This is a genomic window from Kitasatospora sp. NPDC057198, from assembly GCF_042670125.1.
Classification (GTDB): domain Bacteria; phylum Actinomycetota; class Actinomycetes; order Streptomycetales; family Streptomycetaceae; genus Kitasatospora.
In genome coordinates this window covers 1-14763 of sequence record NZ_JBHUWH010000172.1, presented here as the reverse complement: position 1 = coordinate 14763, position 14763 = coordinate 1, and the positions used below count along the sequence as shown (strand labels likewise).

The following is a 14763-nucleotide window of genomic DNA, read 5'->3' as shown; positions in this document are numbered from 1 at the left end:
CCCATCCAGCGCCCCGGCCCGGCCCGCGGGTTGACGTGCCGTCAGGCGGGGATCCTGACCGTGCGCTCCTTGCCGGTCCTGGTGACGCCCTGGGCGATGGCGTCGGCCACGTCCTGGGTGGTGACCGGCACCTGCTGGCCGTTCTTGGTGATCCGCACCTTGTCGAAGACGGTGCCGACGGAGGAGGCCAGCACGTTCATGTCCCACTTGAGGACCACGGTGCCGCTCGCGTCCGGGGCCAGCGTCAGCGCACTGGCGGCGGTGTTGCGGCCGAAGAGGAACGTCTTGCCGCCGGCCGTCACCGTCACGTTGCCGCCCATCACCTGCTTGCCCAGGCCGTCGGCGGCGGCCTGCAGCACGTCCTGGCCGACCTTCGGCTGGGCGTCGGAGACCGGCAGCACCAGCTCGGCGTCCGGCTTGCCGGCCGCCCGGCCGCGGTACGCCTGCTCGACCAGGTCGACCGAGGCCGCCGCGTCCAGCGCCTTGCCGCCCGCGCCCGGGACCACCTCGATGCCGCCGGAGGCGGTGAAGCGGACGAAGCCCTCCTGGAGGGACTGGCCGGACTTGGCGCCCAGGTCGTCCAGGGCGACCTTCAGCTTCGCCCGGTCGATCCGCACCAGCGGTGCGACGGCCTTGGCGTCGCCGGTCAGCGAGCCCAGCACGTCGACCGGGTTGTAGCTGTGCTCGGTCAGCCCGTCCACCGTCGCGGTGGTGTCGAAGCTCAGGCCGGCGCTGGCCGGGTCCAGGGTGAGCGACTGGTCGCCGACCTTCAGCCGGACCGGCTGCTGCCCGACCTTGGCGACCGAGTCGTCCAGCGCCTTCACCGCCTGGTCGCGGGAGTCGCCGCCGATGTCGGTGCCCAGCACGGTGGTGCCCTTGGGGATGTCCGACTGGTTCATCATCAGGCCCGCGCCGTACGCCGCCGCGCCGAGGAACAGCACGCCGCCGATCCCGGTCACCACCAGCTTCCGGCCGCGGCCGCCGCCCTTCTTCTTGGCGGCGGGTGCGGCCGGGGCGGCCGGCTTCGGCTCCTCGGCGGCCGGCCGGGCGGCCGGGGGGTGCTCGGCGGGCGCCTGCTCGCGCTTGGGCGCGGCCGCCCGCGGGCCGCCCGGGAACGGCTGGGCGGCGGGCAGGTCGGCGAACCGGCCGCCGCCGTCACCGGCCGGCCGGGGCGCCCGCGGCGCGGCGAACGGGTCGGAGAACGGGTCGCCCTGGGTGCCGGGGGCCTTCAGGAACAGCTGGGTGGTCGGCGGGTCCGATATGTCGGCGCCCGGGGCGGGCTCCTCGCCGGTGATCGGGTCGAAGCCGCCGATCTGGGTGTCCTCCGGCTCCCCGGCACCGCTCGCGGCGGGGCCGCCCGCGGCAGCGGGCTGCGGGGACTGCGGCTGCCGGGGCTGCTGCGGCTGGGCGTGCGGGTCCGGCGCGAAGGGGTCGCGCGGGGCCGCGAACGGGTCCTGGGCCGCGGCGAACGGGTCCGGTGCGGCGGACTGCTGGGACTGCCGGGGCTGCTGGGACTGCCGGGGCTGGGCGTACGGGTCGCCCGGGGCCGCGAACGGGTCCTGCGGCTGGGCGTGCGGGTCCGGCGCGAAGGGGTCGCGCGGGGTCGCGAACGGGTCCTGGGCCGCGGCGAACCGGTCGTCCTGGCGCGGCAGCGGGTGGCCGCCGGTGCGGGAGGACGCCGGGTCGGCCGGGGCGAACGGCGAGGCGGGCGCGCCGGACGGGCGCGGAGCGGGCTGCGGGGCCGCCGGGCCGGGCGGCGCGGCGGGGGAGGGCTGCGCGGGCGCGGCCGGGGCGGAGGCCGCCGCGGCGGGCTCGGGACGGCCCTTCTGGCGCGGCTTGAACCACTCGCCGGTGGACTCCGACTCGGACGGCTTCGCGGCGCCGGGCCGGGGCGCGGCCGGCTCCTGCCACTCCGGCGGCAGGTCCGGCGGCGGGGCGGTGCGCGCGCCGGAGTCCATCACGCCGAGCACCGGGTCGCCGGCGCCGCCGCGGTGGCGCGGGCCGGAGGGCTCCGCGGGCTTCTCGGCCTTCGCGGGCTTCTCCTCCTTGACCTTGCTCTGCACCACGACCGGCGGAATCGGCCGCGAACCGGGGATGTTGATCCGCACCCGGGTGGTCAGCTTGGTCTCCGTCGCCTTCGGGGCCTCGGGCTCCTCGGCCTGCGGGCCGGGAGCGGTCCGCCCGGCGGCCGGGTCCGCGCCGAGCCCACCGGGCACGCCGGTGCCGTACGGCGGGGTGCCCGACGGGTATGCGTCGGGGCCGCCGCGGCGCGGCTGCGGGTGGGCGTTGTCAGGTTCGCGGCTGCTCAATGCTGCTCTGCTCCGGGTTCGCGGCCGGGCCGGCCGGGCCGTCCGCTGCGTAGGGGGCGGGTGGCGCCGGACGACGGCGAGCGGCGTGCGGCGGGCCGACCGGCCCCTGGGACATCAGCTGTTCACGTGTCGGCTGCGGCGAGCGCCCCCGCCACGCGAGTGGTGCCGAAGCTACCGTCCGGCCCGGCCGGGCCGGACAGGGGGGTGGCCCGCCGGGGCACCACCTTACCGACAAGGCATCCGGGCCGTCGGGCGACCGGTGGATCCCGATGGTCCGGATCGCCCCGGTATGCGCTAGCGGTCGCCGTCCTTGACGGGCCGTCGGGGCTCCGGCGCCGGTACGCCGAACAGGAACCCGGAGCGGGTCGGCAGCGTCGCGCAGACCACCCCGAGCACCGCCCCGCCGAACAGGTACAGGTAGGCGGACGGCGTCGCGGCGAGCACCAGGTCACCCTCCGGGCGGGGCGCCAGCAGCACCGCCAGCACCACGAACCAGCCGCCCAGCGCGCACCCCGCGCCGAGCTTGGTGCCGGTCGCCCGCAGCCCCCCGTAGAACAGCCCGGCGCAGCCCGCCAGGGCCAGCAGCACGCCGAAGCCGCCCCACAGGGTCTGCACGAAAGCTCCGCACACCGACACCGCCGCGCCGAGCAGGAACAGCACGGCGTACACCGCGATCCGGACGCCGCGCGGCGGCAGCGGCTCGTCCAGGCGCTGCGCGCGGGTGCCCAGCAGGGCGTGCGTGAACCTCACCGCTCCACCCCCGCGAACAGGTCGGTCTCCGGGGCGCCCGGCCCGAGCGGGCCGCGCACCAGCTCGTAGTACTCGGTGGCCAGCAGCGGCTGCCCGAGGCCGTTGCTGAGCGCGAAGTGGCGCCCGTCCACGGTGATCTGGGTGGCGTGCGCCCGCATCGCGGCGGCCTTCGCCCCGGCGTACGCGGCGTTGTCCAGCACGGTGGTGACCACCCGGTCGTCCACCACGCCCGGGACCTGGTCGACCGGGGCGGTGCCCGGGAACGGCGCCTCGGCGGCCGTCCCGGCGAGCGCGGCCTCGATCACCGAGCGGGGCATCCGGTTGTAGTAGACCTTGGCGATCCGCCAGGGTTCGCCCAGCTCCGGGCCGAAGGCCGGGTCGGCGGCCAGCTCGTAACCGCGCAGCGCCACCCGGTGCGCCTGGATGTGGTCGGGGTGGCCGTAGCCGCCCCTCTCGTCGTACGTCACCAGCACCTGCGGCCGGACCTCGCGGATCACCCCGGCCAGCAGCCCGGCCGCCTCGTCCACGCTCGCCCGCCAGAAGCAGGACGGGTCGTCGTTGTCCGCGACGCCCATCATCCCGGAGTCCCGCCAGCGGCCCGGCCCGCCCAGGAAGCGGTGGTCGGTGACCCCCAACTCACGCATCGCGGCAGCGAGTTCGCCGATCCGGTACTCGCCCAGGGTGTTGTCCCGGCCCTGCTCCAGGTGGGCCAGCTCCGGCGGGATCACCTCACCGCCCTCGCCCAGCGTGCAGGTCACCAGGGTGACCCGGACGCCCTCGGCCGCGTACCGGGCCATCGTGGAGCCGTTGTTGATCGACTCGTCGTCGGGATGGGCGTGCACCAGCAGCAGCCCGCGCGCGTCGGCCGGGGGTACGGAGGTCATGTCCGGCAGCTTAACGGCCCGCCCGGAGGGGACACCCCGGGCGGGCCCGCGCGCACCGCTAGAGGTTCAGACCGTTCAGCATCCCGGCCAGGTTGGCCGTGACCTGCTGGATCGACGGCGCGATCGAGCTGGACGCCAGGTAGAAGCCGAGCAGCGCGCACACCAGCGCGTGGCTCACCTTCAGGGTCGACCGGCGGACCAGGACCACGACCACGACCAGCATCAGCAAGACGGCGGAGACGGACAAAGCCATGACGGCTCACACCCTTCCTCGGGTGCGCCGCCCCGGGGCGGGGCGGCGGGCGGGACGATGGTCAACTGATACCCGAACAGTGACACCCGGATGACGTTCCGTGACTCCGCCCGGGGTGTCGCGCCGCCCGCCGCGACCTGCTGCGCCCCCGGTCAGCGGCCCTCCGAACGGCCGTACGCCGCCGTCCGGGTGAGCTGCGCCGTCCGGGTGATCACCGGCGGCCCGGCCCGTAGGGTCGACCGCATGACGACCGAGAAGCCGCACGACACCTTCCCCCGGCAGTACGCCCGCACCGGGCGCTTCACCGCGGGCGCGCCCCGCTCGTTCAGCGTTTCCCCGGACGGTGCCCGGGTGCTGTTCCTGCGCTCCCGCGGCGAGGACCGGCCGGCCAACCTGCTGTGGCGGCTCGACACCGCCACCGGCACCGAGAGCGTGCTCGCCGACCCGGAGGACCTGCTCGGCGGCGGCGCGGAGGAGCTGTCCGACGCCGAGCGGGCCCGCCGCGAGCGCAGCCGGGAGACCTCCGCCGGAATCGTCGGCTACGCCCTGGACGCCGCCGGCCGCACCGCGGTCTTCGCGCTCTCCGGGCGGCTGTTCGCGGTCGACACCGACAGCGGGAAGGCCCGCGAACTGCCCGCCGCCACCCCGCTGCTGGACCCGCGGCCCAGCCCCGACGGCCGCCACGTCGCGTACGCCACCCCCGGCGGCGAACTGCGGGTGAGCGCCGCCGACGGCAGCGGCGACCGGCTGCTGGCCGGGCCGGAGGCGGACGGGATCAGCTGGGGCCAGGCCGAGTTCATCGCCCAGGAGGAGATGGGCCGCGACCGCGGGTACTGGTGGGCCCCCGACGGCAGCGCCCTGCTGGCCGCCCGGGTCGACGACACCCCGGTGCGCCGCTGGTGGATCGCCGACCCGGCCAACCCCGGCCGCCCGCCGGTCGAGGTCGCCTACCCGGCGGCCGGCACGCCCAATGCCGAGGTCGGGCTCTGGCGGCTCGGCCTGGACGGCAGTCGCACCGAGATCCGCTGGGACCGCGCCGCGTACCCGTACCTGGCCCGGGTGCACTGGTCGGCCGGCGGGCCGCCGCTGCTCCAGGTGCAGGCCCGCGACCAGCGCGAACAGCTGGTCCTGGAGGCCGACCCGGCCACCGGGGAGACCGGCGTGCTGGTCACCGAGCGGGACGCGGACTGGCTGGAGCTGTTCGGCGGCGTGCCGCTGCGGCTGGCCGACGGGCGGCTGGTGCGGATCACCGACCGGAACGGCGCCCGGGTGCTGACCGTCGGCGAGGAGGCGCGCACCGACGCCGGGCTGCACGTCCGCGCGGTGCTCGGCACCGACGGCGACACCGTGCTGTTCACCGCCTCCGCCGGGGCCGCCGAGTTCGAGCGCCGCCCGCCCGGCTGGCTGGGCGTCTTCGAGGCCGGACCGGACGGCGTGCGGGAGGTCGGCGACGGCGCGCTCGGCGCGGTGCGCGGCGCGGGCACCACCGTGCTCACCACCGCCCACCCGATGCGCCCCGGCACCACCGCCACCGTGCACCGCGCGGGCGCCGAGCCGCTGGTGGTCGCCTCGCACGCGGCCGCCCCGCTGATCGCCGCCCGCCCGGTGTTCCGGTTCGCCGGCGAGCGGCGGATCCCCTGCGCGGTGCTGCTGCCCACCGGCTACGACCCCGACACCGACGGCGCGCTGCCCGTCCTGATGGACCCGTACGGCGGCCCGCACGGGCAGCGGGTGGTGCGGGCGCACAACCCGCACCTGGTCTCGCAGTGGTTCGCCGACCAGGGCTTCGCGGTGATCGTCGCCGACGGGCGCGGCACCCCCGGCCACAGCCCCGGCTGGGAGAAGTCGATCAACCGGCGCACCGCCGAGGTCTCCGTCCAGGACCAGGTCGACGCGCTGCGCGCGCTCGCCGAGGAGTTCCCGCTCGACCTGGCCAAGGTCGCGATCCGCGGCTGGTCGTACGGCGGCTACCTGGCCGCCGCCGCCGTGCTCCGCGAGCCGGACGTCTTCCACGCCGCGGTGGCCGGCGCGCCCGTCACCGAGCACGACCTGTACGACACCCACTACACCGAGCGCTACTACGGCGACCCGAACACCGAGCCCGAGGCGTACCGGGCCAACTCGCTGGTGGAGATGGCCCCCTCGCTGCGCCGGCCGCTGATGGTCGTGCACGGCCTGGCCGACGACAACGTGGTGGTCGCGCACAGCCTGCGGCTGTCCACCGCGCTGCTCGCCGCCGGGCGGCCGCACACCGTGCTGCCGCTGTCCGGGGTGACCCACATGACCCCGCAGGAGCAGGTCGCCGAGAACCTGCTGCTGCTCCAGGTCCGTTTCCTGAAGGAGTCGCTCGGCCTGCTGTGACGGCCTGTCACCGCTCGGGCCGTGACATCCGTCATGCGGACGTCACGACGGCGGGCACTGCCGCGGACACCCCCGTTCCGAGGAGTCTTGAGGAGTCGGAGAGAACGGCTCTCGAAGGGACTTGGTTCGGATGACGACGGGAACGGGGGAGGTCGCGGCCTTCCGGAACGTCAGCAAGAGCTACGGTCGGGTGAAGGCGGTGAACGGCCTCGACCTGGTGCTGCGACCGGGCGAGACGGTCGCGCTGCTCGGCCCCAACGGGGCGGGCAAGTCCAGCAGCCTCGACCTGCTGCTGGGCCTGCGCGAACCCGACAGCGGCACGGTCGAGCTGTTCGGCGGCACCCCGCGGGCGGCGATCGCCGCCGGCCGGGTCGGCGCGATGCTGCAGAGCGGCGGCCTGATGAGCGACGTCAAGGTCCGCGAGATCGTCGAACTGGCCTGCAAGGTGCACCCCAGGGGCCACCGCACCGACGAGGTGCTGGCCACCGCCGGGATCACCGAACTCGCCGACCGCCGGGTCGACAAGCTCTCCGGCGGCCAGGAGCAGCGCGTCCGGTTCGCCCTCGCGGTGGCCGGCGCCAACGACCTGATCGTCCTGGACGAGCCCACCACCGGCATGGACGTCACCGTCCGCCGCCAGTTCTGGGAGGCCATGCGGGCCCAGGCCGACGCCGGGCGCACCGTGCTGTTCGCCACCCACTACCTGGAGGAGGCCGACTCCGTCGCCGACCGCGTCCTCGTCCTGCACAAGGGCCGGCTGATCGCCGACGGCTCCTCCGCCGAGATCAAGGCCCGGGCCGGCGCCCGCCGGATCGGCTTCGAACTGCACCCCGCCGACGGCGCCTTCGACGAAGCGGCGCTGCGCACCCTGCCCGGCACCGTCGGACTGGAGGTCAGCGCCCGCGCCGACGGCGTGCGCACCGTCCGGATCCGCTCCGCCGACGCCGACGCGGGCGTCGCCGCGCTGTACGCGGCCGGCCTGTACCCGCGCGGGCTCGAGGTCACCGGCCTCGGCCTGGAAGAGGCGTTCCTGACCATCACCGACGCCCAGGACCGGGCCGAGCGCGAAGAGGAGCACGTCCGATGACCACCCTGATCCGGCTGGAGATCCTGCGCACCCTGCGCAACAAGCGCTACCTGATGTTCACCGTGCTCTACCCCGCCCTGCTGTACGTCTTCTTCATCAGCGCCTACGGCAGCGGCGGCACGGTGGCCGGCGGCGTCTCCGTCAAGTCGTACTTCATGGTCTCGATGGCCACCTTCGGCGCGGTCGGCGCCGTGCTGACCGGCTCGGCGCAGCGCATCTCGCTGGAGCGCAAGAGCGGCTGGACCCGCCAACTGCGGCTCACCGCCCTGCCCGGACGGGCCTACACCCTCGGCAAGATCGCCGCCTGCGCGGTCACCACGCTGCCCGCCATCCTGGTCGTCTTCGCGATCGGCGCGATCGAGGGCGTCCGCCTCACCGCCGCCCAGTGGCTCGGCCTGGCCGCCGCCCTGTGGCTCGGCAGCTTCGTCTTCGCCGCGCTCGGCGTCGCCCTCGGCTACGCCGCCGAACCGGACGCCGTCCAGCCCGTCGTGATGATCGTCTACATGCTGATGGCGCTGTTCGGCGGCACCTGGTTCCCGGTCTCCGGATCGCTGGAGACCTACGCCCGGTTCAACCCGGTCTACGACTACAACCAGCTGGCCTCGTTCATCCACGGCCAGGACGTGGCCGTGCTCCCGATCGCCGCCCTCGCCGCCTTCCTCGCGGTCTTCACCGCCGCGGCGGCCGTCCTGTACCGCAAGGACGCGCGACGGGCATGATGGCCCGCATGCAGAACACCGCACCGGCCCGCCACCCCGACCAGTCCGGGGAGGACGGGCCGGACGGCCGTTGGACCACCTACCCCGGCGTGCCCGTGGACACCAGGCGGCAACTGCTGGCCAAGCTCGCCTGGACGTCCATCTGGGCGCTCTACCTGGCCTACCCCGTCCAGGACCTGACCACCGGGCGGCATACCCCGGCGGCGAGCGTCGCCGGGGGCGTCGCGCTGGTGGTCTTCCTGGCCTGCTACCTGTCGCTGATCGTGATGCGCAACCACCCGGGCTTCCGGCAGGCCAAGCGGTACCTGCCGCTCGCCGTGATGGCGGTGATCGCCGTCGCCACCTCGTACGCCCTCGGCGAGGCGTGGCTGACCCTGTTCACGTACACCTCGGTGTGCGCCGCGGTGATCCTCCCCGGCCGGCTCGGACTGGTCGGCGTGCTCGCCACCAGCGGCGCCCTCGCCGTCGTCGGACTCACCAGCCACGCCGACGCCGAGACCCTGGTCAGCATCGGCCTGCCCTGCGTGATGGCCGGGCTCGCCATGCTCGCCATGCAGCGGCTGGTCGCCACCATGCGGGAGCTGCGCGAGGCCCGCGCCGCCGTCGCGCACCTCGCCGCCTCCGAGGAGCGGCTGCGCCTGGCCCGCGACCTGCACGACCTGCTCGGCCACTCGCTCTCGCTGATCGCCATCAAGAGCGAGCTCACCGGACGGCTGATGGACGCCGGGAAGGCCGACGCCGCCCGCACCCAGGTCGCTGACATCGAGCAGGTCGCCCGGCAGTCCCTCGCCGACGTCCGCAGCGCCGTCAGCGGCTTCCGCCGCCCCACCCTGCCGGTCGAACTCGCGGCCGCCCGGACGGCGCTGAGCGCCAGCCAGATCGAGTTCGACGCCGACCCCCGGCTCGCCGGGGAGACCCCCGGCCTCGGCGCCGAGGAGTCCGGCGTGCTCGCCTGGGCGCTGCGCGAGGCCGTCACCAACGTCGTCCGGCACGGCACCGGCGCCACCCGGTGCACCGTCCGCCTCGACGAGACCTGGGAGGAGGACGGCCGCTACGCCGTCCTGGAGGTCGTCGACAACGGCGCCGGGCCGGGCAAGTCCGGGGCCGGGAACGGGCTCTGCGGCCTCGGCGAGCGCCTGGAGCAGGCCGGTGGCCGGCTGGAGACCGGCCCCGCCGCGCGCAGCAGGGGATTCCGGCTGCGCGCCCTCGTCCCGCTGCGTCCGGGCCCCAGCGGGCAATAGGCTGCCCGACGTGACGGACGGAACGGGTGGACGACCGGTGCGAGTGCTGCTCGCCGAGGACCAGGGCATGGTGCGGGAGGCGCTCGCCGCGCTGCTCTCGCTGGAGGACGACCTGGAGGTGGTGGCCCAGGTCTCCCGCGGCGACCAGGTCGCCGCCGCGGTGACCGAGCACCGGGTGGACGTCGCCGTCCTCGACATCGAGATGCCCGGCATGACCGGCATCGACGCCTGCGCGGAGGTCCGGCGGGTGCGGCCGGGCACCAAGGTCGTCATCGCCACCACCTTCGGACGGCCCGGCTACCTGCGCCGGGCGATGGAGTCCGGGGCCGACGCCTTCCTGGTCAAGGACGCCCCCGCCGCCGAACTCGCCGAGGCGATCAGGCGGGTGCTGCGCGGCGAGCGGGTCATCGACCCCACGCTCGCCGCCGCGGCCCTCGCCGAGGGCGCCAACCCGCTCACCGGCCGCGAGCGCGACGTGCTGGCCGCGGCGGCGGACGGCTCGGTGAACGCCGACATCGCGGCCCGGCTGCACCTCTCCGAGGGCACGGTGCGCAACTACCTGTCGATGGCGATCCAGAAGACCGCAGCCCGCAACCGGGCCGAGGCGGTGCGGGTCGCCCGGGAGAAGGGCTGGCTGTAGCGGGCGCGGCAGAGAGCGCGACCGGGGGCGCGACCGGGGGCGCGCGGTTCCCCGCGCCCCGTCCGCACCCGCTGTTCGCGAGCCTCCCTCCGCCCCGACCGCGCCCGCTGCGCGCTCAGTTGAGCCGGTGCCGGGCCGACCTCGCCTCCAGGCGGACCTTCGCCGCGCTCTCCGGGTCGAAGGCGTCCAGGATCTTCGCGTACGCCTCCATCTCGGCGGCGCCGGACAGGAAGTCGCCGGTCTTGACCAGCAACTCGGCGCGTTCGAGCCGCAGTTGGGCGGGGTGGCGGGGCAGCAGCAGGGCGAGCTCGGTGGCCCAGAGCTGGGTGCGGGCCTGTTCCGGGCGGTCGGCGGCCCAGCGGCGGATGTTGCCCAGCACCCGCAGCACGGTGTCCAACGGCTGGGCGGGGGTGAGGAGTTCGGCGGAGAAGCGGTGGCCGGAGGCGGCCAGCAGGCGCTCCACGTCGGGCACGTCGAGCAGCCGGCCGCCGTGGAACGGGTCCGCCAGGACGTACTCGTCGCCGCCCGCCGGGCCGCCGACCGCGACGATGAAGTGGCCCGGCAGCGCGATGCCGTGCACGGTCAGCCCGGCCCGGGCGGCCACCGCCTGCCAGACCAGCGAGAGCAGGATCGGCAGCCCGCGGCGGCGGCGCAGCACCTCCGGCAGCAGCGAGGACTCCAGCCGCAGGTAGTCGGACTGGCGGCCGTGGAAGCGCTCGCGGCCGCCGAGCACCGCCGCGAGCAGCGCGGCGGTCTCCTCCGGGCCGTTCGGGCGGCGCTCGGCGACGGCCTGCCGGATCGCCGCGGCGTGCCGGTCGATGGCGGCCTGGCAGGCGGTCAGGAGCGCGTCCAGGGACGGCTGTTCGGCACTGTCGCCGGGATCGCCGAGGGTGTGCTCGGCGGCGGCGAGCAGGCACAGCAGCACCGGGTCGGGGTCCTCGCCCCGGGCTTCGGTGCGGAAGCGGGTTCTGCTCTGCTCGGTCACTGCGGCCTTCGGTTCAGCAGCGGTGGTGGCTGGTCGTGGCTGGTCGTGGCAGGCGGTGGCCGGTGGGGTCCACGCCCGGTGGTGCACGCTACCGCCGGGGGAGGCGGGCGTAGTGGTAAGTGTGACTGGTCGTGAAGCCCAGCCGGTCGTACAGCGCGATCGCGCCCCCGTTGTCGGCCTCCACCTGCAGGTAGCCGCCGGTGGCACCCTCCTCGGCGGCCCGGGCGGCGAGCGCGGCCATCACGGCGGTGGCCAGGCCGCGGCGGCGGGCGGCCGGGGCGACCTCCACCGCGCCGAAGCAGGCCCACGCGCCGTCGACGGCCAGCCGGCCGATGGCCAGCGGGGCGCCGTCCGGCCCCTCGACGCGGGCGAACCAGACCGAGGGGCCGCCGTGCAGCACCGCGGTGGCGGCCGCCTCCAGGGCGGGGTCGGTGCCCACCCGGCGGTACAGCGCCAGCCACTCGGGCCCGGCGGTGCGGGACAGCCGGACGTCGGCGGGGCGCCCGGCGCGGGCCGGCGCGCCCAGCGGGGCGGTGCGCACCAGCGTCGGGGCGAGGGCCGCGCCGAGCCGGTCCAGCTCGGCGGCCAGCGCGGGCGGCGAGCCGGGGGAGACCACCTCGACGTACGCGGGCAGCCCCCGGGCCGCGTACCACTCGCGCACCCGCTCCAGCGCCGCGGCCGGCGGCAGGCCCGGGTCGCCCAGCGCCTGCACCGAGTTGGCCCGCCGGGTGAACCCGGACGAGGCCCGCAGCGTCCACTCGCCCAGCGCCTCCTGCTCGACGGCCGGCCAGGAGCGGGCCGCGATCCGCTGCAGGTCGAGCGGGGCGACGGCGGGCGCGGCGGTGCGGCGGGCCGGGAACGGCGGGACGGGCTTGCCGGCCACCAGCAGTTCGGCCGCGAAGCGCACCGGCCCCCCGGTGCGCGGTTCGACCGTCAACCCGGTGCCGTCCCACGAGGTGAGCACGCCGATCACATCGCGGAACACCGGGCGGCCGTCCGCCACGCCGTCGACACGCCGTACCGACACGCGTCTTCCCACGTCAGACGGGTCTATCCGGACCTCCGGACGGGCCTCCAGCGGCACTGGGCCGACCATCGAGCGCACCTCCTGTGCATTTGCGTCCCCCGACCCGCGATACTAGGGGCGGGCATCGACGACGCCGCGCGCAAAGCGCGACCGAGTAAACAGTAGGGCGGCAGCCCTTCCGAGGAGGAACGACAGCGTGACCTACGTCATCGCGCAGCCTTGTGTCGACGTCAAGGACAAGGCGTGCATCGAAGAGTGCCCCGTGGACTGCATCTACGAGGGCGAGCGGTCCCTCTACATCCACCCGGACGAGTGCGTGGACTGCGGCGCCTGCGAACCGGTCTGCCCGGTCGAGGCGATCTTCTACGAGGACGACACCCCGGAGGAGTGGAAGGACTACTACAAGGCGAACGTCGAGTTCTTCGACGACCTGGGCTCGCCCGGCGGCGCCTCCAAGCTCGGCCTGATCGAGCGCGACCACCCGTTCATCGCCGCGCTGCCCCCGCAGAACGCCGAACACTGAGCCGATCGGTGGCATCCACGCTGTGAGCACCAACGACAGCACGCACGCGCCGTTCCCGGGCCACCCGGGGGCGGCGCGCCGCGTCTCCGACCGCCTGCCGGTCTTCCCGTGGGACAAGCTCGAACCGTACAAGCGCACCGCCCTGGCCCACCCGGACGGGCTCTGCGACTTCTCGGTCGGCACCCCGGTCGACCCGGTGCCCGAGCTGGTCCAGCGGGCGCTGGCCGCGCACACCGACACGCCCGGGTACCCCACCGTGTGGGGCCCGCTGTCGCTGCGCGACGCGATCGCCGGCTGGCTGAACCGCCGCTGCGGCGCCGGGACCGGCCCCGAGGCCGTCCTGCCCACCGTCGGCTCCAAGGAGCTGGTGGCCTGGCTGCCCGGCCAGCTCGGCCTCGGCCCCGGCGACCAGGTCGCCTACCCGAAGCTCGCCTACCCCACCTACGAGGTCGGCGCGCTGCTCTGCGGCGCCGAGCCGGTCGCGTACGAGGACGTCGAGGAGCTGGACGGCTCGAAGGTCCGGCTGCTGTGGCTGAACTCGCCGTCCAACCCCACCGGGCGGGTGCTGGACGCGGCCGAGCTGCGCCGCGCCGTCGAGTGGGCCCGGACGCACCGGGTGCTGCTGGTCAGCGACGAGTGCTACCTCGAACTCGGCTGGGAGGCCGAGCCGGTGTCGGTGCTGCACCCGTCGGTCTGCGGCGGCTCGCACGAGGGCCTGCTGGCCGTGCACTCGCTCTCCAAGCGCTCCAACCTGGCCGGCTACCGGGCCTCCTTCGTGGCCGGCGACCCGGTGGTGGTCCGCGAACTGCTGGAGATCCGCAAGCACGGCGGCATGATCGTGCCCGCGCCGGTGCAGGCGGCCACCGCGGCCGCGCTCGCCGACGACGCGCACGTGGCCGAGCAGCGGGCCCGGTACGCCCAGCGGCGCAGCGCGCTGCGGGCCGCGCTGGAGGCGTACGGGTTCCGGATCGAGCACTCCGAGGCGAGCCTGTACCTGTGGGCGACCCAGGACAGGCCGTGCTGGGAGACGGTGGCCGAACTCGCCGGGCTGGGCATCCTGGTGGCCCCCGGCGACTTCTACGGCCCGGCGGGCGACCGGTTCGTGCGGGTGGCGTTCACCGCCACCGACGAGCGGGTGGCCGCGGCCGTGGAGCGGCTCAAGCGCTAGCGCCGCGTGCCGGAACGGGAGGGGCGGAGCCGGCCGGCTCCGTCCCTCCCGTCGTGTTCCGGGTGCCGCGCCGGGTCAGCCGATCGGCAGGCCGCCGCCCTGGACGCCGCCGAGCAGGCCGCCGACCGGGCCGAGCGCGCCGGTCAGGCCGCCCAGCGGGCTGTCGCCGCCGAGCGAGGGCACGCCGCCCAGGCGGTTGGCGGACTCGTGCTCGGTCAGGCCCGCGACGGTCCCCGCGACCGGGAGGGACTGCACGGCGCCGGTGACCGGGCCCAGCTTGTCGGCGGCCGGCAGGCCCTGGGTGAGCTTGTCGGTGGGCAGGTTGCGGGCGACGGTGGACAGCGGGGTGCCGGTGGCCCGCTGGGCGGCCGGGACGACCTTGTCGGTGACCGCCGGGCCGACCTTCTCCTCGACCGCCGGGGCGACCTTGTCGGTGAGCGTCTCCAGCGAGCCGGTCAGCTGACCCGCCTTGCCGACCGGGCCGAGCTTGCCGAGCGCGTCGTCGGTGGACGGCAGGTTGTGCGCGACGGTGCTGCCGGCCGCGTCGGCGGCGGCCGGGCCGCCCGCCGCGAGGGTCGCGGCGCCGGTGGTGCCGACCACGTGGCCCAGCTCGTGGGTGGCCCCCTGCACCGCGTCGCCCGAGTTGGGGAGGTCGGCCAGCTTGGTCACGCCGGCGCCCAGGTCGGTCTGCGGCACCACCTCGGTGGCGGAGGCGGCGCCCGCCGCGGCCGCCAGCGGCGCCGCGGTGGCGGCGACGAGCAGCGCGGCCTGGGCGATCCGGCGCGTGAGGGGGAGGGACATGGTGCTCCTAAGAGG

At 75.8% G+C, this 14763-nt stretch carries 14 protein-coding genes; 7 read left to right on the top strand and 7 right to left on the bottom strand.

The window, feature by feature from the left end:
- Positions 1-41: 41 nt before the first annotated feature.
- From ACFUEL_RS20115 to ACFUEL_RS20100, 4 genes are all read right to left on the bottom strand, one after another.
- Positions 42-2309: a hypothetical protein gene (locus tag ACFUEL_RS20115; RefSeq protein ID WP_380237739.1), complete on the bottom strand. Its 2268-nt coding sequence runs from the start codon at positions 2307-2309 to the stop codon at positions 42-44.
- Positions 2310-2603: 294 nt separating this feature from the next.
- Entirely contained in the window at positions 2604-3059 is a 456-nt protein-coding gene (locus tag ACFUEL_RS20110) for a DUF6113 family protein (RefSeq protein WP_380237738.1), read from the bottom strand.
- On the bottom strand, positions 3056-3943 hold the full coding sequence (gene mshB, locus ACFUEL_RS20105; protein ID WP_380237736.1) for an N-acetyl-1-D-myo-inositol-2-amino-2-deoxy-alpha-D-glucopyranoside deacetylase: 888 nt from the start codon (positions 3941-3943) through the stop codon (positions 3056-3058). Before mshB ends, ACFUEL_RS20110 begins: the two co-directional genes overlap by 4 nt.
- Positions 3944-4001: 58 nt before the next feature.
- Positions 4002-4196, bottom strand: a complete 195-nt coding sequence (locus tag ACFUEL_RS20100; protein ID WP_176189864.1) for a DUF2304 family protein — start codon at positions 4194-4196, stop codon at positions 4002-4004.
- 243 nt (positions 4197-4439) lie between these two features.
- Between ACFUEL_RS20100 and ACFUEL_RS20095 the strand changes: the two genes are divergently transcribed.
- The 5 genes from ACFUEL_RS20095 to ACFUEL_RS20075 all read left to right on the top strand — a co-directional run bounded on the left by ACFUEL_RS20095 (position 4440) and on the right by ACFUEL_RS20075 (position 10244).
- The gene (locus ACFUEL_RS20095) at positions 4440-6557 is read left to right on the top strand and encodes a prolyl oligopeptidase family serine peptidase (RefSeq protein WP_380237735.1); all 2118 of its coding nucleotides are present in this window, start codon (positions 4440-4442) and stop codon (positions 6555-6557) included.
- A gap of 130 nt (positions 6558-6687) precedes the next feature.
- Positions 6688-7644: an ABC transporter ATP-binding protein gene (locus tag ACFUEL_RS20090; RefSeq protein ID WP_380237733.1), complete on the top strand. Its 957-nt coding sequence runs from the start codon at positions 6688-6690 to the stop codon at positions 7642-7644.
- A complete protein-coding gene (locus ACFUEL_RS20085) occupies positions 7641-8363 on the top strand; it encodes an ABC transporter permease (RefSeq protein ID WP_380237731.1) in 723 nt (240 codons plus the stop codon). The genes ACFUEL_RS20090 and ACFUEL_RS20085 overlap by 4 nt, the downstream gene beginning before the upstream one ends.
- 8 nt (positions 8364-8371) lie before the next feature.
- The gene (locus ACFUEL_RS20080; RefSeq protein WP_380237730.1) at positions 8372-9604 is read left to right on the top strand and encodes a sensor histidine kinase; all 1233 of its coding nucleotides are present in this window, start codon (positions 8372-8374) and stop codon (positions 9602-9604) included.
- A gap of 1 nt (position 9605) precedes the next feature.
- On the top strand, positions 9606-10244 hold the full coding sequence (locus tag ACFUEL_RS20075; protein ID WP_380237740.1) for a response regulator: 639 nt from the start codon (positions 9606-9608) through the stop codon (positions 10242-10244).
- Positions 10245-10359: 115 nt separating this feature from the next.
- Here ACFUEL_RS20075 and ACFUEL_RS20070 read toward each other — a convergent pair whose 3' ends face one another.
- Positions 10360-11229, bottom strand: coding sequence for a transglutaminase family protein (locus tag ACFUEL_RS20070; RefSeq protein ID WP_380237729.1), 870 nt, complete (start codon positions 11227-11229; stop codon positions 10360-10362).
- An 88-nt stretch (positions 11230-11317) separates the two neighbouring features.
- Positions 11318-12256, bottom strand: coding sequence for a GNAT family N-acetyltransferase (locus ACFUEL_RS20065; RefSeq protein ID WP_380237728.1), 939 nt, complete (start codon positions 12254-12256; stop codon positions 11318-11320).
- A 196-nt stretch (positions 12257-12452) separates the two neighbouring features.
- On the opposite strand from ACFUEL_RS20065, the gene fdxA reads away from it, so the two are divergent.
- Complete coding sequence (gene fdxA / locus ACFUEL_RS20060; RefSeq protein ID WP_030459925.1) at positions 12453-12779, top strand: ferredoxin; 327 nt, start codon at positions 12453-12455, stop codon at positions 12777-12779.
- A gap of 22 nt (positions 12780-12801) precedes the next feature.
- Entirely contained in the window at positions 12802-13947 is a 1146-nt protein-coding gene (gene dapC, locus ACFUEL_RS20055; protein ID WP_380237727.1) for a succinyldiaminopimelate transaminase, read from the top strand.
- Positions 13948-14022: 75 nt separating this feature from the next.
- Here the strand turns inward: dapC and ACFUEL_RS20050 are convergent, their stop codons facing one another.
- Positions 14023-14748, bottom strand: a complete 726-nt coding sequence (locus tag ACFUEL_RS20050; protein ID WP_380237726.1) for a hypothetical protein — start codon at positions 14746-14748, stop codon at positions 14023-14025.
- Positions 14749-14763: the final 15 nt, after the last annotated feature.

Excerpts from the sequence above, each read along its gene's own strand:
- mshB (WP_380237736.1), bottom strand. The coding sequence starts at position 3,943 with ATGACCTCCGTACCCCCGGCCGACGCGCGCGGGCTGCTGCTGGTGCAC.
- ACFUEL_RS20100 (WP_176189864.1), bottom strand. The coding sequence starts at position 4,196 with ATGGCTTTGTCCGTCTCCGCCGTCTTGCTGATGCTGGTCGTGGTCGTG.
- ACFUEL_RS20095 (WP_380237735.1), top strand. The coding sequence starts at position 4,440 with ATGACGACCGAGAAGCCGCACGACACCTTCCCCCGGCAGTACGCCCGC.
- ACFUEL_RS20090 (WP_380237733.1), top strand. The coding sequence starts at position 6,688 with ATGACGACGGGAACGGGGGAGGTCGCGGCCTTCCGGAACGTCAGCAAG.
- ACFUEL_RS20085 (WP_380237731.1), top strand. The coding sequence starts at position 7,641 with ATGACCACCCTGATCCGGCTGGAGATCCTGCGCACCCTGCGCAACAAG.
- ACFUEL_RS20080 (WP_380237730.1), top strand. The coding sequence starts at position 8,372 with ATGCAGAACACCGCACCGGCCCGCCACCCCGACCAGTCCGGGGAGGAC.
- ACFUEL_RS20050 (WP_380237726.1), bottom strand. The coding sequence starts at position 14,748 with ATGTCCCTCCCCCTCACGCGCCGGATCGCCCAGGCCGCGCTGCTCGTC.